Origin of the sequence: Dyella sp., assembly GCF_051962475.1 — a bacterium.
GTDB lineage: Bacteria > Pseudomonadota > Gammaproteobacteria > Xanthomonadales > Rhodanobacteraceae > Dyella_A.
In genome coordinates, this window is record NZ_JBQCCF010000031.1 from 32812 (window position 1) to 53586 (window position 20775).

Annotated in this window: 16 protein-coding genes and 1 tRNA gene; all 17 read left to right on the forward strand. The window is 65.8% G+C overall.

Annotation, left to right across the window (positions count from 1 at the left end; genetic code table 11):
* The 17 genes from nuoF to pnp all read left to right on the forward strand — a co-directional run bounded on the left by nuoF (position 1) and on the right by pnp (position 20607).
* Positions 1–1326: an NADH-quinone oxidoreductase subunit NuoF gene (gene nuoF, locus ACTHJF_RS06535; protein ID WP_440266405.1), complete on the forward strand. Its 1326-nt coding sequence runs from the start codon at positions 1–3 to the stop codon at positions 1324–1326.
* Entirely contained in the window at positions 1326–3653 is a 2328-nt protein-coding gene (gene nuoG / locus ACTHJF_RS06540; protein ID WP_440266406.1) for an NADH-quinone oxidoreductase subunit NuoG, read from the forward strand. Before nuoF ends, nuoG begins: the two co-directional genes overlap by 1 nt.
* A gap of 4 nt (positions 3654–3657) precedes the next feature.
* Positions 3658–4710, forward strand: coding sequence for an NADH-quinone oxidoreductase subunit NuoH (gene nuoH / locus ACTHJF_RS06545; RefSeq protein ID WP_440266407.1), 1053 nt, complete (start codon positions 3658–3660; stop codon positions 4708–4710).
* Positions 4711–4718: 8 nt separating this feature from the next.
* Positions 4719–5210, forward strand: a complete 492-nt coding sequence (gene nuoI, locus ACTHJF_RS06550; RefSeq protein WP_440257154.1) for an NADH-quinone oxidoreductase subunit NuoI — start codon at positions 4719–4721, stop codon at positions 5208–5210.
* Between the two features lie 15 nt (positions 5211–5225).
* Positions 5226–5870, forward strand: coding sequence for an NADH-quinone oxidoreductase subunit J (locus ACTHJF_RS06555; protein ID WP_431636599.1), 645 nt, complete (start codon positions 5226–5228; stop codon positions 5868–5870).
* Positions 5870–6175, forward strand: coding sequence for an NADH-quinone oxidoreductase subunit NuoK (gene nuoK, locus ACTHJF_RS06560; protein ID WP_017462246.1), 306 nt, complete (start codon positions 5870–5872; stop codon positions 6173–6175). Before ACTHJF_RS06555 ends, nuoK begins: the two co-directional genes overlap by 1 nt.
* Positions 6176–6179: 4 nt before the next feature.
* Entirely contained in the window at positions 6180–8231 is a 2052-nt protein-coding gene (gene nuoL, locus ACTHJF_RS06565; RefSeq protein WP_440266408.1) for an NADH-quinone oxidoreductase subunit L, read from the forward strand.
* Between the two features lie 15 nt (positions 8232–8246).
* Positions 8247–9755 (forward strand): NADH-quinone oxidoreductase subunit M, encoded by a 1509-nt coding sequence (locus tag ACTHJF_RS06570; protein WP_440266409.1) that lies wholly within the window; start codon positions 8247–8249, stop codon positions 9753–9755.
* A 12-nt stretch (positions 9756–9767) separates the two neighbouring features.
* Positions 9768–11222 carry an NADH-quinone oxidoreductase subunit NuoN gene (gene nuoN / locus ACTHJF_RS06575; protein WP_440266410.1) on the forward strand — a complete coding sequence of 485 codons (1455 nt, stop codon included), beginning with the start codon at positions 9768–9770 and terminating at the stop codon, positions 11220–11222.
* Positions 11223–11298: 76 nt separating this feature from the next.
* Positions 11299–11375, forward strand: a tRNA-Met gene (locus tag ACTHJF_RS06580).
* Positions 11376–11577: 202 nt separating this feature from the next.
* A complete protein-coding gene (gene rimP, locus ACTHJF_RS06585) occupies positions 11578–12105 on the forward strand; it encodes a ribosome maturation factor RimP (protein ID WP_440266411.1) in 528 nt (175 codons plus the stop codon).
* Positions 12106–12158: 53 nt separating this feature from the next.
* The gene (gene nusA / locus ACTHJF_RS06590; protein WP_431636604.1) at positions 12159–13664 is read left to right on the forward strand and encodes a transcription termination factor NusA; all 1506 of its coding nucleotides are present in this window, start codon (positions 12159–12161) and stop codon (positions 13662–13664) included.
* A 127-nt stretch (positions 13665–13791) separates the two neighbouring features.
* Entirely contained in the window at positions 13792–16560 is a 2769-nt protein-coding gene (infB, locus tag ACTHJF_RS06595) for a translation initiation factor IF-2 (RefSeq protein ID WP_440266412.1), read from the forward strand.
* Between the two features lie 151 nt (positions 16561–16711).
* On the forward strand, positions 16712–17107 hold the full coding sequence (gene rbfA, locus ACTHJF_RS06600; protein ID WP_440266413.1) for a 30S ribosome-binding factor RbfA: 396 nt from the start codon (positions 16712–16714) through the stop codon (positions 17105–17107).
* Positions 17107–18072, forward strand: coding sequence for a tRNA pseudouridine(55) synthase TruB (gene truB, locus ACTHJF_RS06605; protein WP_440266414.1), 966 nt, complete (start codon positions 17107–17109; stop codon positions 18070–18072). Before rbfA ends, truB begins: the two co-directional genes overlap by 1 nt.
* A gap of 141 nt (positions 18073–18213) precedes the next feature.
* On the forward strand, positions 18214–18483 hold the full coding sequence (gene rpsO, locus ACTHJF_RS06610; protein WP_404633265.1) for a 30S ribosomal protein S15: 270 nt from the start codon (positions 18214–18216) through the stop codon (positions 18481–18483).
* A gap of 21 nt (positions 18484–18504) precedes the next feature.
* Positions 18505–20607 carry a polyribonucleotide nucleotidyltransferase gene (pnp, locus tag ACTHJF_RS06615; protein WP_440266415.1) on the forward strand — a complete coding sequence of 701 codons (2103 nt, stop codon included), beginning with the start codon at positions 18505–18507 and terminating at the stop codon, positions 20605–20607.
* The last annotated feature ends 168 nt before the right edge of the window (positions 20608–20775 follow it).

Genomic DNA, 20775 nt, shown 5'->3' on the forward strand with positions numbered 1-20775 from the left:
ATGGCAGTCGGACCCGCTCCGCAGGAACACCAGGTTGTCTACACCACGCTGCATTTCGATAAGCCGTGGTCGATGGACAGCTACGTCCAGATGGACGGCTACAAGGCGTGGAAGAAGATCCTCGCCGAGAAGCCGGACCCGGCCTCGATCGTCGAGGAAGTGAAGAAATCCAACCTGCGCGGCCGCGGCGGCGCGGGCTTCCCGACCGGCCTGAAGTGGTCCTTCATGCCCAAGGGTGACATGCAGAAGTACATCCTCTGCAACTCGGACGAGTCCGAGCCGGGCACCGCCAAGGATCGCGACATCCTGCGCTTCAACCCGCATGCGGTGATCGAGGGCATGGCGATCGCCTGCTACGCGACCGGCTCCACGGTGGCCTACAACTACCTGCGTGGCGAGTTCCACCACGAGCCGTTCGAGCACTTCGAGGAAGCGCTGGCCGAAGCGTACGCGGCCGGTCTGCTGGGCAAGAACATCGGCGGCACCGGCATCGACGTGGACATCTACGCCGCGCTCGGCGCCGGTGCCTACATCTGCGGCGAAGAGACCGCGCTGATGGAGTCGCTGGAAGGTAAGAAGGGCCAGCCGCGCTTCAAGCCGCCGTTTCCGGCCAACTTCGGCCTGTACGGCAAGCCCACCACCATCAACAACACCGAGAGCTACGCCTCGGTGCCGGCGATCCTGCGCAACGGCGCGGACTGGTTCTTGAATCTCGGTAAGCCGAACAACGGTGGGCCGAAAGTGTTCTCGGTCTCCGGCCACGTCAACAACCCGGGCAATTTCGAGATCCGTCTGGGTACCTCGTTCAACGACCTGCTGGCGATGGCCGGCGGCGTGCGCAACGGCAACAAGCTCAAGGCGGTGATCCCGGGTGGCTCCTCGATGAAGGTGCTCCCGGCGGCGATGATCACCGAGTGCACCATGGACTACGACAGCCTGCAGAAGGCCGGCTCGGGCCTGGGCTCCGGTGCGGTGATCGTGATGGACGAGACCACCTGCATGGTCAAGGCCTGCCATCGTATCTCGCGCTTCTACTACGCAGAGTCGTGCGGCCAGTGCACGCCGTGCCGTGAGGGCACCGGCTGGATGTACCGCGTGCTCAGCCGCATCGTGGAAGGCAAGGGCACCGAGGACGACCTGCATCGCCTGAAGGCCGTGGCCGGCCAGATCGAAGGTCATACCATCTGCGCCTTCGGCGAAGCGGCCGCCTGGCCGGTGCAGGGCTTCCTGCACCACTTCTGGGACGAGTTCGAATATTTCGTGCGCAACGGCCGCTCCATGACGGACGACCAGCTTGCCGCAGCAAACCAGGGAGTCGCCGCCTGATGAGCGCGCAGCCAGTGCCCCCCGCTCTCGACCTGCTGAACATCGAGGTCGACGGCAAGCCCACCCAGATCCGCAAGGGCGCAATGATCATCGAGGCGGCCGACGCCATCGGTGTGTCGATCCCGCGCTTCTGCTACCACCGCAAGCTCCCGATCGCCGCCAACTGCCGCATGTGCCTGGTCGACGTGGAGATGGGCGGCAAGCTGATGCCCAAGCCGCAGCCGGCGTGTGCCACCCCGGTGGCCGAGGGCATGAAGGTGATGACGCGCTCGGACAAGGCGCTGAAGTTCCAGAAGGACGTGATGGAATTCCTTCTGATCAACCACCCGCTGGATTGCCCGATCTGCGACCAGGGCGGCGAGTGCGAACTGCAGGACGTGGCCCTGGGCTACGGCCGCAGCGTGTCGCGCTATACCGAGCGCAAGCGCACCGTGGCCGACGAGAACATCGGGCCGCTGGTGGCCACCGAGATGACCCGCTGCATCCAGTGCACCCGCTGCGTGCGCTTCACCAGCGAGATCGCCGGTACCTACGAGCTCGGCGGCATGAACCGTGGCGAGAACCTGCAGATCGGCACCTACATCGGCAAGACGGTGGAGACCGAGCTGTCGGGCAACATCATCGATGTCTGCCCGGTCGGCGCGCTGACCAACAAGCCGTTCCAGTTCAAGGCGCGCCCGTGGGAGCTGATCGCCAAGCCGTCGATCGGCTACCACGACGCGCTCGGTTCCAACCTGTGGCTGCACACGCGCCGCGGCGAAGTGCTGCGCACGGTGCCGCGCGACAACGAATCGATCAACGAATGCTGGCTGTCGGACCGCGACCGCTACAGCCACCAGGGCCTGTATGCCGCCGACCGCATCGGCGCGCCGGAAGTGAAGCGCAACGGCCAGTGGCAGGCGACCACCTGGGAAGACGCGCTGGCGTTCGCCGCCGAGGCGCTGAAGCAGTTGCCGGGCAGCGAGCTCGGCGTGCTGGTCCACCCGGCCAGTACCAGCGAAGAAGGTGACCTGCTGGTGCGCCTGGCGCGCGGCCTGGGCAGCGCCCACGTCGACCACCGCCTGCGCCAGCTCGACTTCGCCGATGGTGCCGCAGCCGCAACGTTCGGCATGCCGGTGGCCGAGGTTTCCAAGGTGCGTGCGGCGCTGCTGGTCGGTTCCAACCTGCGCCACGAGATGCCGCTGCTCAACCACCGCCTGCATCAGGCGGTGAAGAAGGGCGCCAAGGTCTATACGGTCAACCCTGCCGCGTTCGACTTCAACTACAAGCTGGCCGGCGAAGCGGTGGTTGCGCCGCACGCTTTGGTCGATGCGCTGCTGTCGTTGGCGAACGCCGCCGTGGCGGCCGGTTCCAACGCGCCGGCGGCGCTTGCCGAGGCGATCGGTGGTGCCTCTTCGGACCAGGGCGATGCCGACGCGCTCGCCGCGCTCAAGGGCGGCAGCGCAGTGATCGTGCTGGGCGAACTGGCGGTGACGCATCCGCAGGCTTCGTGGTTGCGCGCGATCGCCCGCTTCCTGGCCGAGGCAACCGGGGCTGCACTCAACGAATTGCCGGTGGGCGCCAACGCGTTGGGTCTGGTGCGCGCGGGTGTGCTGCCGGGCAACGGCGGGCTCGATGCGCAGGCGATGCTGGCCAAGCCGCGCAAGGGCTATGTGCTGTACGGCGTCGAGCCGCCGCATGATTTCGCCGATGGCGAGGCGGCGCTCAAGGCGCTGCTGGCGGCCGACACCGTGGTGGCGTTCGCAGCCTATGCCAGCCCGGCATTGCGCGACGTCGCCGACGTGATCCTGCCGATCGCGCTGCTGCCCGAATCGGAAGGCACCCTGGTCAATGTCGATGGCATGGCCCAGCAGCAGCTGGCGGGCGCCAAGGCGCCGGGCCAGGTCCGCTCCGGTTGGAAGGTGCTGCGTGCCCTGGGTGGGCTGCTGCAGTTCGCCGGTTTCGAGTTCGACGACCTTGCCGGGCTGCGTGCCGGCATGACCGAGCGGGCCGCTGGCGCTGCGACTGGCGGTCTGGCCCCGCGCGCCCCGGCCGCTGGCCTGAGCCGCCTCGCCGACTGGCCGATCTACCGCACCGACGCCGTACTGCGCCGTGCGACGGCGTTGAACGCTCATCCGCTCAACCGCGCGCCGGCGGTGCGCCTGAATGCGGATGAGGCTGCCCGCCAGGGCGTGGCCAACGGCGCCTCGGCGCGTGTCGGCAACGCCGTGCTGCCGGTGGTGGTCGATGGCACGGTGCCGGATGGCGCCGTGTGGATCGAGGCCGCGCACGATCTCACCGCGACGTTGCCGGCCTACGGCGCATCCCTCACCCTGAGCAAGGCTTAAGCCCATGGGCGATCAGATCCTCAACCAGCTCATCTGGCCGGTCATCTACATCCTGTGCATCGCGGTGCCGCTGATCCTGGCGGTGGCCATGTTCGTGTACTGGGAGCGCAAGGTCATCGGCTGGATGCACGTGCGCATGGGGCCGAACAAGATCGGTCCGCTGGGCCTGCTGCAGGCCTTTGCCGACGTGGTCAAGCTGCTGATCAAGGAAGTGATCCTTCCGACCAACGCCAACAAGTTCCTTTACTACCTGGCGCCGATGCTGGCGCTGGTGCCGGCGTTGGCGGCGTGGTCGGTGATCCCGTTCGGCGAGAAGATGGTGCTGGCCAACGTCAACGCGGGCCTGCTGTACCTGCTGGCGATGACCTCCCTGGGCGTGTACGGCATCATCCTGGCCGGCTGGGCGTCCAACTCGCGCTACGCGCTGCTCGGCGCCATGCGCTCGGCGGCGCAGGTGATCTCCTACGAACTGGCGATGGGCCTGTGCCTGGTCTGCGTGCTGGTGTTGGCCGGCTCGCTCAATCTGACCGACATCGTGCACGCGCAATCCGGCCCGAAGGGCATCGGCGAGTGGTTTATGTGGCCGCTGCTGCCGGTGTTCGTCATCTACTTCATCTCCGGCGTGGCCGAGACCAACCGCGCGCCGTTCGACGTGGCCGAGGGCGAGTCGGAGATCGTGGCTGGTTTCCACGTGGAGTATTCCGGCTCGGCGTTCGCGATCTTCTTCCTGGCCGAGTACGCCAACATGATCCTGGTGAGTTTCCTCGCCTCGGTTCTGTTCATGGGCGGCTGGCTGAGTCCGCTGCAGGGCGTGATCACCGCCGACGTGTCGCCCTGGGTCAATTGGATCTGGAACGGCGGCTTCATCTGGTTGTTCATCAAGGCCTTCCTCTTTGCCTTCATGTTCCTATGGTTCCGCGCCAGCTTTCCGCGCTACCGCTATGACCAGATCATGCGGCTGGGCTGGAAGGTGTTCATTCCCATCACCATCGTGTGGGTCCTCGTTGCCGGCTGCATGAAATATTTCGGCTGGGTCACCATCGGCACGGGGGTCTGAAGAAAGCCATGTCCCGCATTACCCATTATTTCAAGAGCCTGCTGCTCATCGAGCTGCTCAAGGGCATGGGCCTGACCATGCGCTACATGTTCAAGCCCAAGTACACGATGCGCTACCCGATGGAGCACATCCCCAAGTCGAACCGCTTCCGCGGCCTGCACGCGCTGCGCCGCTATCCGAACGGTGAGGAGCGCTGCATCGCGTGCAAGCTGTGCGAGGCGGTGTGCCCGGCTCTGGCGATCACCATCGATTCGGCACCGCGCGCCAGCGACGGCCAGCGCCGCACCACGCGCTACGACATCGACCTGTTCAAGTGCATCTTCTGCGGCTTCTGTGAAGAGAGCTGTCCGGTCGATTCGATCGTGGAGACCTCGATTCACGAGTACCACTTCGAGCAGCGTGGCGAGAACGTGGTGACCAAGCCGCAGCTGCTGGCCATCGGTGATCGCTTCGAGGCCGACATCGCCGCCGCCCGCGCGCAAGACGCGGCTTACCGCTGAGGGCAGGGGACACTCATGATCAATCCACAGTTGTTCCAGCTCATCTGCTTCTACGCCTTCGCGACCGTCACGGTCGCCTCGGCGCTGGCGGTGATCACCCTGCGCAACTCGGTGCATGCCGTGCTCGCGCTGGTGCTCACCTTTTTCAGTTCCGCCTGTATCTGGCTGCTGGCCGAGGCCGAATTCCTGGCCATCGCGCTGATCGTGGTCTACGTCGGCGCGGTGATGGTGCTGTTCCTGTTCGTGGTGATGATGCTCGACATCGACCAGGAGAAGATGCGCGAGGGCTTCGTCAAGTTCCTGCCAGTGGGCCTGATCGTGGCGCTGGTAATGCTCGGCGAGATGCTGGCCCTGATCGGCGTGCGCGCGATGCACGCCACGGTGCTGGGCGAGAATCCCGCCACCGCCGCCGGCCTGTCCAACACGGCTTGGCTGGGCCATGCCCTGTATACCGATTACCTGCTGCCGTTCGAGATCGCGGCGCTGATCCTGACCGTGGGCGTCGTGGCGGCGGTGGCGCTGACGCTGCGTCATCGCGGCGGCGCGCGCTACCAGAGCGCCAGCCAGCAGGTGGCGGTGAAGGCGAGCGATCGCGTGCGCATCGTCAAGATGGCCGCCGATACGTCCTACGACCAGCCGTCCGCCGAGGAGACCAAGTGATGCTCACGCTCTCGCACTACATCGTGCTCGGCGCGGTGCTGTTCTGCATCTCCGTGGCCGGCCTGTTCATCAACCGCAAGAACGTCATCGTGCTGCTGATGGCGATCGAGTTGATGCTGCTGGCGGTGAACATGAATTTCGTGGCGTTCTCGCGCTTCCTGGGCGACGTCTCCGGTCAGGTGTTCGTGTTCTTCATTCTCACCGTGGCCGCGGCGGAATCCGCGATCGGCCTGGCGATCCTGGTGCTGCTGTTCCGCAACCGCAGCACGATCAACGTCGCCGAAATCGACAGCATGAAGGGCTGAGCGGATGGAACTTTCGACTTCGATTCTGCTCACCATCGCACTGGCACCGCTGGTCGGCTGCCTGCTCGCGGGGTTCTTCGGCAAGTTCATCGGCCGGGCCGGCGCGCACAGCGTGACGATCCTCGGTCTGCTGGTGGCCTGCGGCCTGTCGTTCTACGTGCTGTACCAGATCACTGCGGGCGGCGCGCCGGTCTACAACCACAACCTGTACACCTGGTTCGAGATCGGCAAGTTCAGCGCCAGCGTCGGTTTCCTGGTCGACCGTCTGACCGCGATGATGATGGTGGTAGTGACCTTCGTGTCGCTGCTCGTACACGTCTACACGATCGGCTACATGGCCGAGGATCCCGGTTACCAACGCTTCTTCAGCTACATCTCGCTGTTCACCTTTTCGATGTTGATGCTCGTGATGAGCAACAACTTCATGCAGTTGTTCTTCGGCTGGGAGGCAGTGGGCCTGGTGTCGTACCTGCTGATCGGCTTCTGGTACAAGCGCCCGACGGCGATCTTCGCCAACCTCAAGGCGTTCCTGGTCAACCGCGTGGGCGACTTCGGCTTCCTGCTGGGCATTGCCGCGGTGCTGTATTTCCTGGGCACCATGGATTACGCCACGGTGTTCGCCAACGCGCCGAGCCTGGTGGGCAAGACGCTGCAGATCACCCAGAACCATGCGTGGGATGCCGCGACGGTGATCTGCGTGCTGTTGTTCATCGGTGCGATGGGCAAGTCGGCCCAGGTGCCGCTGCACGTGTGGCTGCCCGACTCGATGGAAGGTCCGACCCCGATCTCCGCGCTGATCCATGCGGCGACGATGGTGACCGCCGGCATCTTCATGGTGGCGCGCATGTCGCCGCTGTATGAGCTGTCCAGCTCGGCGCTGAGCTTCGTGATGGTGATCGGTGCCACCGGCGCCCTGTTCACTGGCTTGATCGGCATCGTGCAGAACGACATCAAGCGCGTAGTGGCGTACTCCACACTGTCGCAGCTGGGCTACATGACCGTGGCGCTGGGCGTGTCGGCCTACTCGGGTGCGGTGTTCCACTTGATGACCCACGCCTTCTTCAAGGCGCTGCTGTTCCTCGGCGCTGGCTCGGTGATCATCGCCATGCACCACGAGCAGGACATGCGCTACATGGGCGGCCTGCGCAAATACATGCCGATTACCTGGATCACCATGTGGATCGGCTCGCTGGCGCTGTGCGGCGTGCCGTTCTTCGCCGGTTTCTACTCGAAGGACGCGATCATCGAGGCGGTGGGCGAATCGCATCGTTGGGGCGCGGGCTACGCGTACTTCTGCGTGATGGCCGGTGCCTTCGTCACCGCGCTGTACACGTTCCGCCAGATGTATCTCACCTTCCACGGCAAGGAGCGCTTCGTGGTGGTCGGGCATGGCCATGCCGCGCACCACGACGCCGATCCGCACCACGTGCACTCGGACGATCCGCACCACGAGCACAAGCCGGGCGAACTGGAACACGCGCCGCACGAGTCGCCCTGGGTGGTGACCCTACCGCTGGTGTTGCTGGCGATCCCGTCGCTGCTGGTGGGCTTCTTCACCATCGGCCCGATGCTGTTCGGCGGCTGGTTCGGCCAGGCGATCCATGTGGAAGAGGCCAACAACGTGCTGGGCGAGCTGGCCGGCGAGTTCCACGGCGCAGCGACGATGGCCCTGCACGGGTTCACCCAGTGGCCGTTCTTCCTGGTGCTGGCCGCGTTTGCCATCCAGACCTACATCTACCTGTTCAACCCGGCGCTGGCCGGCCGGATCAAGGGCGCGCTCAAGCCGCTGTGGACCGTGCTGGACCGCAAGTACTGGGTGGACGACGTGTACTTCGCGATCTTCGCCCGCGGCGGCGTGAAGCTCGGCCGCCTGTTCTGGAAGGCCGGCGACGCGGCGGTGATCGACGGCGCGCTGGTGAACGGCTCGGCCAGCTTGGTGCAGAAGATCGCCGGCGGGGCCCGCCGCCTGCAGTCCGGCTACCTCTACCACTACGCCTTCGCGATGATTCTCGGCCTCATCCTGCTGCTTGGCGGGTTCTGGCTGGGCGGGCACTAAAGGGAATCCAGCTCCATGTTCAATCACCTGCTCAGCCTGCTGATCTGGCTCCCTGTTGTCGGTGCCGTGCCGGTGCTGCTGGCCGGCTCGGGTCGTCCCGGCCTGGCCCGCTGGCTCGCCCTGCTGGTCGCCGTGCTCACCTTCGTGGTCAGCCTGTTCCTGCTGCCCCAGTACAACGCCGCCGATGCGGCGATGCAGCTGGGTGAAGATCACCTGTGGATCGCCTCGCTCGGCGTGCACTACGGCCTGGCCGTGGACGGCATCTCGGTGGCGCTGATCCTGCTCACCACCTTCGTCAGCATCCTGGTGATCGTGGGCGCTTGGGAGGTGATCCAGGACAAGCCGCACCAGTACATGGCCGCCATGCTGGTGCTCGAGGGCCTGATGATCGGCGTGTTCTGCGCCACCGACGCACTGCTGTTCTACGTGTTCTTCGAGGCCATGCTGATCCCGATGTTCATCCTCATCGGTGTCTGGGGTGGTCCGCGGCGCGTCTACGCCACGATCAAGTTCTTCATCTACACCTTCCTCGGCTCGATCTTCATGCTGGTCGGCCTGATCTACCTGTACCTCAAGGCCGGTACGTTCGACCTGCACACGCTGGCGGCACTGCCGCTGACCATGAAGGAGCAGAGCTGGCTGTTCTTCGCTTTCCTGCTGGCGTTCGCGGTGAAGGTGCCGATGGTGCCGGTGCACACCTGGTTGCCCGACGCCCACGTGGAAGCGCCGACCGGCGGCTCGGTGGTGCTGGCGGCGGTGATGCTGAAGATCGGCGGATACGGCTTCCTGCGCTTCTCGCTGCCGATCACGCCGGATGCCGCCGCACACTTCGCCCCGCTGGTGATCGTGCTGAGCCTGATCGCAGTGGTCTACATCGGTTACGTCGCCCTGGTGCAGGACGACATGAAGAAGCTGGTGGCCTACTCGTCGGTGGCCCACATGGGCTTCGTGACGCTGGGCATCTTCATCGCCTTCATGCTGGTGCGCGACGCCAGCAACCTGGATGCGGCCAAGCTCGGCATGCAGGGTGCGATGGTGCAGATGATCTCGCACGGCTTCGTCTCCGGCGCGATGTTCTCGTGCATTGGCGTGCTGTACGACCGCCTGCACACCCGCCAGATCAAGGACTACGGCGGCGTCATCAACGTGATGCCGTGGTTCGGCTTCTTCTACGTGCTGTTCGCCATGGCCAACTCCGGTTTGCCGGGCACCAGCGGTTTCGTCGGCGAGTTCATGGTGGTGCTGGCCAGCTTCTCGGCCAACCCGTGGATCGCGCTGTTCGCCGCCTTCACCCTGATCATCGGCGCGGCCTACACGCTGTGGATGGTCAAGCGCGTGCTGTGGGGCGACATCACCAATCCGCACGTGGCGGAAATGAAGGAGATCACCGGGCGCGAGACCTTCGTGCTGGTCGCCTTCGCCGCCGCGGTGCTGGCGCTGGGCATCTGGCCGCAGCCGCTGATCCACCTGATGGACAGCTCGGTGGCGCAGCTGGTCCAGCAGCTGGCCGTTCACAAGATCTGATCGGGACCGACCATGCCCACAATGAATGACATCCTGATCCTGCTCCCGGAGTTCTACCTGGTAGCGGCCGCGTGCCTGCTGTTGCTGCTCGACGCGTTCATGAAGCCCGAACAGCGCCCGGTCCTGCACTGGCTGGCGATCGCCGTGCTCGCCGTGGCCATGTACATGGTGATCGGCGCGGCGCCGCCGGTGCCGCTGAGCGCCTTCCACGGCATGTTCCTGCGCGATGGCGTGGCGACCATCCTCAAGGTGTTCGCGTTGCTCACCACGATCCTGGTGTTCGTGTACTCGCGGCCCTACCTGCGCGACCGCAAGCTGTTCATTGGCGAGTTCTACACGCTGATGATCTTCGCCGTGATCGGCGTGATGCTGCTGGTGTCGGCCGGCAGCCTGGTGACTGTCTATCTGGGCCTGGAGCTGCTGTCGCTGTCGTCCTATGCGCTGGTGGCGCTCAATCGCGATGCGCCGCTGCCGTCCGAGGCGGCGATGAAGTACTTCGTGCTCGGTGCGCTGGCCTCCGGCATGCTGCTTTACGGCATGTCGATGGTGTACGGCGCCTCGGGCATGGGCGGCCACGCCACGCTGGACCTGGCCCAACTGCAGCACGTGATGGGCTACACCAAGGCGCCCACCTTGCTGCTGTTCGGACTGGTGTTCATGGTGGTCGGTATCAGCTTCAAGCTGGGCGTGGCGCCGTTCCACATGTGGATTCCGGACGTCTACCAGGGCGCGCCGACGCCGATTACCACCTTCATCGCTTCGGCCTCGAAGCTCGCCGCCTTCGGCATGGCCTACCGCTTGCTGGCCGGCGGCATGGCGGATGTGGCGCACCAGTGGCAGCTGATGCTGGCCGTCCTCGCCGTGCTGTCGCTGGCGATCGGCAACCTGGTCGCGATCGTGCAGACCAACCTCAAGCGCATGCTGGCCTATTCGACCATCTCGCACATGGGTTACCTGTTGCTGGGTCTTGCGGCGGCCGGCCCGGAGGGTTATTCGGCGGCCATGTTCTATGCCATCAGCTATGCGCTGATGAGTACCGCGTCGTTCGGCGTGATCCTGGCGCTGGCCCGGGCCGGGTTCGAGTGCGAGGAAATTGACGATCTGCGCGGTCTCAACCAGCGCTCGCCCTGGCTGGCCTTCCTGATGCTGCTGGTGATGGTCTCTTTGGCCGGCGTGCCGCCGATGTTCGGCTTCTTCGCCAAGCTGCTGGTGCTGCAGGCGGCGATCCACGCCGGCATGATGTGGCTGGCGATCGTCGGCGCGGTATTCGCCATCGTCGGTCTGTACTACTACCTGCGCGTGGTCAAGGTGATGTACTTCGACAAGCCAGCCGAGGGCTCCGAGCTGCGCCTGCAGTCGGACGGCTCGGTGCGCATGGTGCTGTCGCTCAACGCACTGGGCCTGCTCGCCCTGGGCCTTTACTGGGGCCCGCTGATCGCCTGGTGCCGCAGCGCGTTTGCCGGTTGAGAGCCGATCGGAAGCAAAAAGATCGCGGCAAGGCTTGCAAGAAACCGGCCATGTCGCTATAGTCTTCGGACTCTGATGCGGGGTGGAGCAGTCTGGCAGCTCGTCGGGCTCATAACCCGAAGGTCGCAGGTTCGAATCCTGCCCCCGCTACCAGATCTTTCTTAGAACAAGAAAGCCTCCTTGTGAGGCTTTTTTGTTGGGCGCAAGGAAGCGTCGCCGAACGGCCCAGGGGCAAATATGCCCCGGCCGCAGGCCCGGAAAGGCTGGATGAGCCGGCACATCGGCGTGGTAAGGGAATGGGCCGCTTCGAGCCCTTTTTTTGTTTCTGGCGACTGGAAAAACGATCGGTACCGATATGGATACCCTGGCACTGGCACAACGTTTCAGCGAAGTTCTGGCCGATCTGCAGCTGGAATGCCTGGGCGTGGAGTTCTCCCCGTCGCAGGGGCAGAGTACCCTTCGCGTTTATCTCGACGTGCTTGACCGGTCGGGCGGGCGCGAAGTGGGTATCGACGATTGCGAGGCGGCCAGCCGCGAGCTGTCGGCGCTGCTCGACGTGGAAGATCCGGTTCCTGGCCATTACGTGCTGGAAGTGTCGTCTCCGGGCATCGACCGTCCGTTGTTCACCGCCGAGCAGTTCGGGCGCGTGCTCGGGCAGGAGGTGAAGATCCTGCTCAAGGCGCCGATCGAAGGGCGTCGCCGTCTGCGCGGCAAGCTGGCGCAGGTGCAGGGCGAGCGGATCGTGCTGGAAGCGGAAGGCAAGACATTCGAATTCGACCATGCGGACGTGGACAGCGCACGTGTGGTGCCGGACTGGGTGGCGCTCGGTTACGTGCCGCAGCCCAAGAAGGGTGGCAAGAAGCCGGCCCCCAAGGCCAACTGAGACATATCCCTAGCGAGCGGCGCCGGTTTCCGGCGACCTACGGAGTGGTTGCAATGAGCAAAGAACTGTTGCTGGTGGTCGACGCGGTTGCCAATGAGAAGGGCGTGCCGCGCGAGGTCATTTTCGAGGCCATGGAGGCCGCGCTGGCTTCGGCCGCCAAGAAGCGCTACCCGGACGAGGATCCGGATATCCGCGTGGAGATCGATCGCCACTCCGGCGAGTACGAGACCTTCCGTCGCTGGGAAATCATCGCCGACGATGGCGAGATGGAGTCGCCGTATTTCCAGGTGCGCCTGATGGATGCCCTGGACGAGCGTGAAGATGCGCAGGTCGGCGAGTTCGTCGAGCAGCAGATCGAGAACGCCGAGTTCGGCCGCATCGCGGCGCAGGCGGCCAAGCAAGTGATCGTGCAGCGCGTGCGCGAAGCCGAGCGCCAGCAGGTGGTCGATGCGTTCCGCGACCGCGTGGGCGAGCTGGTGGTGGGCATCGTCAAGCGCGTCGAGCGCGGCAACATCTATCTGGACCTGGGCAGTAACGCCGAGGCCTTCATCCCGCGCGACAAGACGATTCCGCGCGAGTCGCACCGCGTAGGCGACCGCGTGCGCGGTTACCTGTACGAGGTGAAGTCCGAGGTGCGTGGGCCGCAGTTGTTCGTATCGCGTGCCGCGCCGGAGTTCATGATCGAGCTGTTCAAGCTTGAGGTGCCGGAAGTCGGCCAGGGCCTGGTCGAGATCAAGGGCTGCGCCCGCGATCCGGGCGATCGCGCCAAGATCGCCGTGCTCGCCCACGACACCCGCACCGATCCGATCGGCGCGTGCATCGGCATGCGCGGCTCGCGCGTGCAGGCGGTGTCCAACGAGCTCAACGGCGAGCGCGTGGACATCATCCTGTGGCACGAGAACCAGGCGCAGTTCGTCATCAACGCGATGGCGCCGGCCGAAGTGCAGTCGATCATCATGGACGAGGAAAAGCACTCGATGGACATCGCGGTGGCCGAGGACAAGCTGTCCCAGGCGATCGGCCGCGGTGGCCAGAACGTGCGCTTGGCCAGCAAGCTCACCGGCTGGCAGCTCAACGTGATGACGCAGGACCAGGTCACCGCCAAGAGCGAGGCCGAGCAGAAGGCGGCGCTGGCGCTGTTCATGGACAAGCTCGAGGTGGACGAGGAAATCGCCAACATCCTCGTGCAGGAAGGCTTCTCCAGCGTCGAGGAAATCGCCTACGTGCCCAGCGCCGAGCTGCTGGCGGTGGAGGGCTTCGACGAGGACATCGTCGAGGAACTGCGCGCCCGTGCCCGCGATGCGCTGCTTACCGAGGCGCTGGCGGTGGAAGAGGGTATCGACGAGCACCAGCCCTCCGAGGAGCTGCTGGCGATCGAAGGCATGGACGAGGCCACCGCGTATGCGCTGGCGGCCCGCGAAATCAGCACGGTGGACGATCTGGCCGACCTCGCGGTCGACGACCTGATCGATATCGAAGGCATGGATGAAGAGCGCGCTGCCGCGCTGATCATGGCTGCACGTGCGCCGATGATCGCGCGACTGGAGAAAGGCGGCTAACCGCGAGCGGACGCGCCTTCGGAAGGGCGCGCCGGGGAGAGCTTCAAGCTCTCCACCAGGGATGGAGGTGGACGTGCAGGCGAGGCCGCACGGACGATAGGCGCGGGAACGGCGGAGAAAGAACACGATGTCGGATGTCACGATCAAACAACTCGCCAAGGTACTTGGCATGCCGGTGGACAAGCTGCTCGGACAGCTTGGCGAGGCAGGCATGAAATTCTCCGACCCGGAGCAGGTCATCAGCAGCACCGAAAAGGTGAAGCTGCTGGGCTTTCTGCGTCGCACCCACGGCAAGAACGAGGCTGCGCCGGAAGTCGATGACTCCGCGCCGCGCCAGATCACGCTCAAGCGCCGCAAGGTCAGCGAGCTCAAGGTCGCTACGCCCGGCGGGCGCGGTGCGCCGTCCAGTGCCAAGACGGTGAACGTCGAGGTGCGCGCCAAGCGAACCTATGTGAAGCGCAGCGTCATCGCCGAAGAGGCCGGTGTCGACAGCGAGCGCGAGGAGGCCGTGCGCAAGCTCGCCGAGTCGCAGCAGCAGCGCGAGCACGAGGAGCGCGAGCGCCTCGAGGCGGAACGTCGTCGCGAGGAAGAGGCGCGCCAGCGCGCCGCCGAGGAACAGCATGCCGCCGACGAGGCGAAGCGTGCGGCCGAGGCTGCCGCCGCGCAGGCCGCCGAGGTTGAAGCGCCGGCTGCCGCCGAGGCGCCGGTCAGCCAGGGCACGGATGAGCCCGCGCCGGCCCAGGAGCCGGCGCAGGTCGCTCCGTCCATCGGCGGCAGCACCGATCACAGCGCATTCGGCATGATCGTGCCGCGCATCCATGAGCCACGTCGCCGCGAGAAGAAGGTCGTGGTGGCCGCCGCTCCGGCGCCCGCGCCGGCCCCGGCTCCTGCCGCGGCGCCGGCCAGCGGCGATGCGGGCAGCCGCAACGCCAAGGCCAAGCATGGTCGTGATCGCGACGATGCGCCGGGTGGCAAGCGTTTCGCGGGCGGCGAGCTGCATCTGTCCGATGCCGATCGTGCCCGTCGCTCCAGCAAGCGTGGCAAGCCCGGGCGCGGTGGTCGTGACGCGGTGCGTGGCGGCGCTTCCGCCGCCTCGTCCGGCGGCCCGCACGGCTTCACCCGTCCCACCGCCGCGGTGGTGCGCGAGGTGGTGGTCGGCGACGCCAACGTCGTCGCCGACCTGGCGCAGAAGATGGCGGTCAAGGGTTCGGAGGTGGTCAAGGCGCTCTTCAAGATGGGCGTGATGGCCACGATCAACCAGACCATCGACCACGACACCGCGGTGCTGGTGGTCGAGGAACTGGGCCACACCCCGGTGGCCGAGAGCCAGAACGACGCCGAGGCGGCGCTGGCGGCGCACACCCAGAATGCCGAACTGGAAGGCGAGAAGAGCACGCGTCCGCCGGTGGTCACCATCATGGGCCACGTCGACCACGGCAAGACCTCGCTGCTGGATTACATCCGCCGCACCAAGGTCGCGTCGGGCGAGGCCGGTGGCATTACCCAGCACATCGGTGCGTACCACGTGGAAACGCCCAAGGGCGTGATCACCTTCCTCGATACCCCGGGCCATGCCGCGTTCACGTCGATGCGCGCCCGCGGCGCGCAGTCGACCGACATCGTGGTGCTGGTGGTGGCGGCGGACGACGGCGTCATGCCGCAGACCAAGGAAGCCGTGGAGCATGCGCGCGCCGCCAAGGTGCCGCTGATCGTGGCGGTCAACAAGATGGACAAGTCCGACGCCAACCCGGACCACGTCAAGCAGGGCCTGGGCAATCTGGAAGTGATCCCGGAAGAGTGGGGTGGCGACACGCCGTTCGTGCCGGTGTCGGCCAAGACCGGCATGGGCATCGACGACCTGCTCGATGCGATCTCGGTGCAGGCCGAGGTGATGGAGCTGAAGGCCGTGAAGGACGGCGCGGCTTCCGGCGTGGTGATCGAGTCCAGCCTGGATCGCGGTCGCGGTCCGGTGGCGACGGTGCTGGTGCAGCAAGGCACGCTCAAGCGCGGCGACTTCGTGGTCTGCGGCGTGGAATTCGGCCGCATGCGCGCGCTGGTCGACGAGACCGGCAAGACCGTGCAGGAAGCCGGCCCGTCGATTCCGGTGCAGGTGCTGGGTCTGTCCGGTGTGCCGGAGTCGGGTGACGATTTCGTGGTGGTGGCCGACGAGCGCCTGGCGCGTGAGGTGGCCGCGGAGCGTGCGCAGAAGCGCCGCGACACCCGCATGGTCTCCAAGGCCAACCGCCTCGAGGACATCATGGCGCAGATGGGCCAGGGCGACGTGCAAACGCTCAACATCCTGGTCAAGGCCGACGTGCAGGGCTCGGTGCAGGCGTTGCGCGAGTCGCTGAGCCAGATCGGCAACGAGAATGTGAAGGTCAACGTGATTTCGGCCGGCGTCGGCGGCATCACCGAGTCCGACGCCACGCTGGCTGCGGCCTCCAAGGCGCTGATCATCGGCTTCAACGTGCGTGCCGACGCCTCGGCGCGCAAGGTGATCGACACCTCCGGCCTGGACGTGCGCTACTTCTCGATCATCTACGACGTGATCGACCAGGTGAAGCAGGCCGCGTCCGGTCTGCTGGGCATGGAAGTGCGCGAGGAGATCATCGGTCTGGCGCAGGTGCGCGAGGTGTTCCGCAGCTCCAAGTTCGGCGCGGTGGCCGGCTGCATGGTCACCGAGGGCTCGGTCAAGCGCTCCAAGCCGATCCGCGTGCTGCGCGACAACACGGTGGTGTTCGAGGGCGAGCTGGAGTCGCTGCGGCGCTTCAAGGATCTGGTCGACGAAGTGCGCAACGGCATGGAGTGCGGTATCGCCGTGAAGCAGTACAACGACGTCAAGGTCGGTGACCAGATCGAGTGCTTCGAGCGCATCGAGGTGGCCCGCACGCTGTAACGGCGCGCCGGTGCGGTTCGCCTTCGGGCGACCCTCCGTCGCCCGCTCCGGAGCCCGGGCAGTCTCTGTCCGGGCTTCTTGTTTCTGGTTTGCTTCGACGTGGCCGTCATGCGCGCGTCCTTCGCCGGCAAGGCGATTCCAAGGAGGCCTCATGCCCTCACGCGATTTCAAACGTACCGACCGTGTTGGCGCCGAGCTGCGCCGCGAGCTCGGATTGCTGGTGCACGCCGCGGTGCGCGATCACGCGCTGCCGTCGGTGAGCGTGTCCGATGTGGAAATCACCCGCGACATGGACTGGGCGACGGTGTGGATCACCGCGCTGCAGGCCGATCAGGCGCCGACGGCGCTGAAGGCGCTGAAGGATCTCACCGGCGAATTCCGCCGTTCGCTCGCCCGCGGCATGCGGCTGCGCCGGGTGCCCGAGCTGCGTTTCAAGTACGACGATTCGGTGGACAAGGGTGAGCGCATCGAGACCCTGCTGCGCCAGGATCCACCGCCCGCAGCCGCCATCGACCCGACCGATCAAGACGAGCCCGCTGAGGACTGATGGGGCGTATCGTTTTCCGGAACCTGCACGGGCTGGTCCTGCTCGACAAGCCGCTGGGCCTTAGCTCCAACCAAGCCCTGCAGGCGGTGCGCCGGCTGTTCCGGGCCGCCAAGGGCGGACATACCGGCGCGCTCGATCCGTTGGCCACGGGGTTGCTGCCACTGTGCTTCGGCGAGGCGACGAAGCTGGCCGGCCACCTGCTGGGCTCACGCAAAGCCTACGCGGCCACCTGCCAGCTGGGTGTCACCACGACCACCGGCGACCGGGAAGGCGAGGTAGTGACTCGGCGGGCCGTGCCGGCGCTGGACGCGGCACGCATCGAGGCCGCGCTGGCCCCGCTGCGTGGGCGCATCCGGCAGGTGCCGCCGGCCTATTCGGCGATCAAGCAGGGCGGCGAGCCGCTGTATCTGAAAGCCCGTCGCGGCGAGGCGGTCGAGGTGCCCGCCCGCGAAGTGGAGATTCACCGGCTCGAGCTCATCGGGCGGGTGGGCGACGAGTTGCAGCTGGAAGTCGAGTGCGGTTCGGGCACCTACATCCGCAGCCTGGCGGTGGATCTGGGCGAAGCCCTGGGTTGCGGCGCGCACCTGGTGTCGCTGCGGCGCCTGTGGGTGGAGCCGTTCCGCGATCCGGCCATGGTCACCTTGGCCCAGGTCGAGGCGGCTGCGGCGGAAGGGGATCAAGCATTGCTGACGTTGATGCGCCCGGTCGCCGAGGGCCTGGCCCATCTGCCTGCCGTGCATCTGGATCCGACCCAGAGCCAGGCCGTGGCGCAGGGGCGGCGCGTGGCGGTCGAATCCGCGCAGACGCCCGTCGGACCATGTGCGGTGTTTGCCGCCGATGGCGCCCTGCTGGCCTTGGGGGAGCGCGATGCACAGGCCCAGTTGCGCGTGGTGCGGGGTTTCAACCTGCCGCCGCCGGACCAGGCGCGTGAGCCCGCCGCGGGCATCCAGGTGACGCCGGGATGACGGTCTTGTTGTGGCGCGGCTCCCGTCGCTACAATAAGGAGCTTGATTTACCCGTTTCATTCAACCAGTCGAAGCTTGCGCAACGTCATCGCGCGGTGACGTTGCGCAAGCTTCGCATTCGCTTTTAAGGAAGAGATACTCATGTCCCTCACCGCAGAACAGACCGGCAAGATCATTGCTGATTTCGGCCGCGTGCCGAACGACACCGGTTCGCCGGAAGTGCAGGTTGCCCTGCTTTCCGCCCGCATCGACCACCTCACCGGCCACTTCAAGACCCACAAGCAGGATCACCACTCGCGTCGTGGTCTGCTGCAGCTGGTCAACCGCCGCAAGAGCCTGCTCGCCTACCTGAAGGATCGCGACCTGGCCCGTTATCAGAGCCTGATCGAGCGCCTCGGCCTGCGCCGCTAATCCGACAAGGACACATATCACGTGGCGAAAGTAACCAAGTCATTCCAGTACGGTAATCACGAAGTCACACTGGAGACGGGCGAAATCGCCCGGCAGGCATCCGGTGCAGTCATGGTCAGCATGGGCGGCACGGTGGTGCTGGTCACTGCAGTGGCCGCGGCCAAGCCGCGCGAGGGGCAGGATTTCTTCCCGCTCACCGTCGACTACGTGGAAAAGTTCTACTCGGCCGGTCGCATTCCCGGCGGCTTCTTCAAGCGTGAAGGTCGTCCGACCGAGAAGGAAACGCTGACCTCGCGCCTGATCGATCGTCCGGTGCGTCCGCTGTTCCCGGAAGACTTCAAGAACGAAGTGCAGGTGATCGCCCAGGTCGTCTCGCTCAATCCCGAGATCGATGGTGACATCCCGGCCATGCTCGGTGCCTCGGCCGCTCTGTCGCTGGCCGGCATCCCGTTCCAGGGTCCGATCGGCGCCGCCCGCGTGGGTTACGCCAACGGCAAGTACGTGCTGAACCCGACGCACACCGAGCTGAAGACCTCCGACCTCGACCTCGTCGTGGCCGGTACCTCCGGCGCCGTGCTGATGGTGGAGTCCGAGGCCAAGCTGCTGTCCGAAGACGTGATGCTCGGCGCGGTGATGTTCGGCCACCAGCAGATGCAGGTGGCGATCAACGCCATCGCCGAGCTGGCCGCCGAAGCCGCCAAGCCCTCGTGGAACTGGCAGGCGCCGGCCCGCAACGAGTCGCTGGTCGCCGCCCTCAAGGGCGCCGTGGGCGACAAGCTGGAGCAGGCTTTCCAGGTGCGCGACAAGCTGCAGCGTCGCGACGCCATCTCGGCGATCAAGGCCGACGTGATGGAGTCGCTCAAGGCGCAGGCCGAGCAGCACGGCTGGACCTCCGCCGAGTTGGGCAAGGAGTTTGCCGAGCTCGAATACCGCACCATGCGCGACAGCGTGCTGAAGACCAAGGTGCGCATCGACGGCCGCAACCTCGACGACGTGCGTCCGATCTCGGTGCGCGTAGGCGTGTTGCCCCGCACGCACGGCTCGGCGCTGTTCACCCGCGGCGAGACGCAGGCGCTGGTCGTGGCCACGCTGGGCACCACCCGCGACGCGCAGATCATCGACGCGCCGGAAGGCGAGTCGAAGGATCCGTTCCTGTTCCACTACAACTTCCCGCCGTTCTCGGTGGGTGAAGCCGGTCGCTTTGGAGCACCGAAGCGTCGCGAGATCGGCCACGGCCGCCTTGCCAAGCGCGGCGTGCAGGCGGTCAAGCCGAGCATCGAGGAGTTCCCGTACGTGGTGCGCGTGGTCTCGGAAATCACCGAGTCCAACGGTTCCTCGTCGATGGCTTCCGTGTGCGGTTCCTCGCTGGCCATGATGGACGCGGGCGTGCCGCTGAAGGCACCGGTGGCCGGCATCGCCATGGGTCTGGTGAAGGAAGGCAGCGACTTCGTCGTGCTGTCGGACATCCTGGGCGACGAGGATCACCTCGGCGACATGGACTTCAAGGTGGCCGGTAGCGCCGACGGTATCTCCGCGTTGCAGATGGACATCAAGATCGACGGCATCACCGAAGAGATCATGAAGGTGGCGCTGGAGCAGGCCAAGCGTGGTCGCCTGCACATCCTCGGCGAGATGGCCAAGGTGATCAGCACCGCCCGCTCGGAAATGAGCGAGTACGCGCCGCGCCTGCTCACCATCAAGATCCATCCGGACAAGATCCGCGAAGTGATCGGCAAGGGTGGCGCGACCATCCGCTCGATCACCGAGGAGACCGGCACCACCATCGACATCAGCGACGACGGCACCGTCATCATCGCCTCGGTCAACCGCCTGGCGGCCGACGAGGCGAAGAAGCGCATCGAGCAGATCGTCTCCGACGTCGAGCCGGGCCGCATCTACGAGGGCAAGGTCGCCAAGCTGATGGATTTCGGCGCGTTCGTGACCATCCTGCCGGGCAAGGACGGCCTGGTGCACGTGTCGCAGATCTCCAACGAGCGCGTGGAGAAGGTCAGCGACAAGCTCAAGGAAGGCGACATCGTCAAGGTCAAGGTGCTCGAGGTCGACAAGCAGGGCCGCATCCGCCTGTCGATGAAGGCAGTGGCCGAGGAAGAAGGCGCGGCCTGATCCACTCGCGCCGATGCACACAAAAAAAGCGGGCCGCCGGCCCGCTTTTGTTCACGCCATCTCGATCTCGCTCGATTGCATGCGCTTCACTCCGGCTTTCTCCATCTCCTTCCACGCCGCGGCCAGGGAGCCGTTCAAATCGATCCCGCGCGACGCATCTTCGATCAC

What these genes read in the sequence shown, in the direction of transcription:
- nuoF (WP_440266405.1), top strand. Translation starts at nt 1, where the DNA reads ATGGCAGTCGGACCCGCTCCGCAGGAACACCAGGTTGTCTACACCACG.
- nuoG (WP_440266406.1), top strand. Translation starts at nt 1,326, where the DNA reads ATGAGCGCGCAGCCAGTGCCCCCCGCTCTCGACCTGCTGAACATCGAG.
- nuoH (WP_440266407.1), top strand. Translation starts at nt 3,658, where the DNA reads ATGGGCGATCAGATCCTCAACCAGCTCATCTGGCCGGTCATCTACATC.
- nuoI (WP_440257154.1), top strand. Translation starts at nt 4,719, where the DNA reads ATGTCCCGCATTACCCATTATTTCAAGAGCCTGCTGCTCATCGAGCTG.
- ACTHJF_RS06555 (WP_431636599.1), top strand. Translation starts at nt 5,226, where the DNA reads ATGATCAATCCACAGTTGTTCCAGCTCATCTGCTTCTACGCCTTCGCG.
- nuoK (WP_017462246.1), top strand. Translation starts at nt 5,870, where the DNA reads ATGCTCACGCTCTCGCACTACATCGTGCTCGGCGCGGTGCTGTTCTGC.
- nuoL (WP_440266408.1), top strand. Translation starts at nt 6,180, where the DNA reads ATGGAACTTTCGACTTCGATTCTGCTCACCATCGCACTGGCACCGCTG.
- ACTHJF_RS06570 (WP_440266409.1), top strand. Translation starts at nt 8,247, where the DNA reads ATGTTCAATCACCTGCTCAGCCTGCTGATCTGGCTCCCTGTTGTCGGT.
- nuoN (WP_440266410.1), top strand. Translation starts at nt 9,768, where the DNA reads ATGCCCACAATGAATGACATCCTGATCCTGCTCCCGGAGTTCTACCTG.
- rimP (WP_440266411.1), top strand. Translation starts at nt 11,578, where the DNA reads ATGGATACCCTGGCACTGGCACAACGTTTCAGCGAAGTTCTGGCCGAT.
- nusA (WP_431636604.1), top strand. Translation starts at nt 12,159, where the DNA reads ATGAGCAAAGAACTGTTGCTGGTGGTCGACGCGGTTGCCAATGAGAAG.
- infB (WP_440266412.1), top strand. Translation starts at nt 13,792, where the DNA reads ATGTCGGATGTCACGATCAAACAACTCGCCAAGGTACTTGGCATGCCG.
- rbfA (WP_440266413.1), top strand. Translation starts at nt 16,712, where the DNA reads ATGCCCTCACGCGATTTCAAACGTACCGACCGTGTTGGCGCCGAGCTG.
- truB (WP_440266414.1), top strand. Translation starts at nt 17,107, where the DNA reads ATGGGGCGTATCGTTTTCCGGAACCTGCACGGGCTGGTCCTGCTCGAC.
- rpsO (WP_404633265.1), top strand. Translation starts at nt 18,214, where the DNA reads ATGTCCCTCACCGCAGAACAGACCGGCAAGATCATTGCTGATTTCGGC.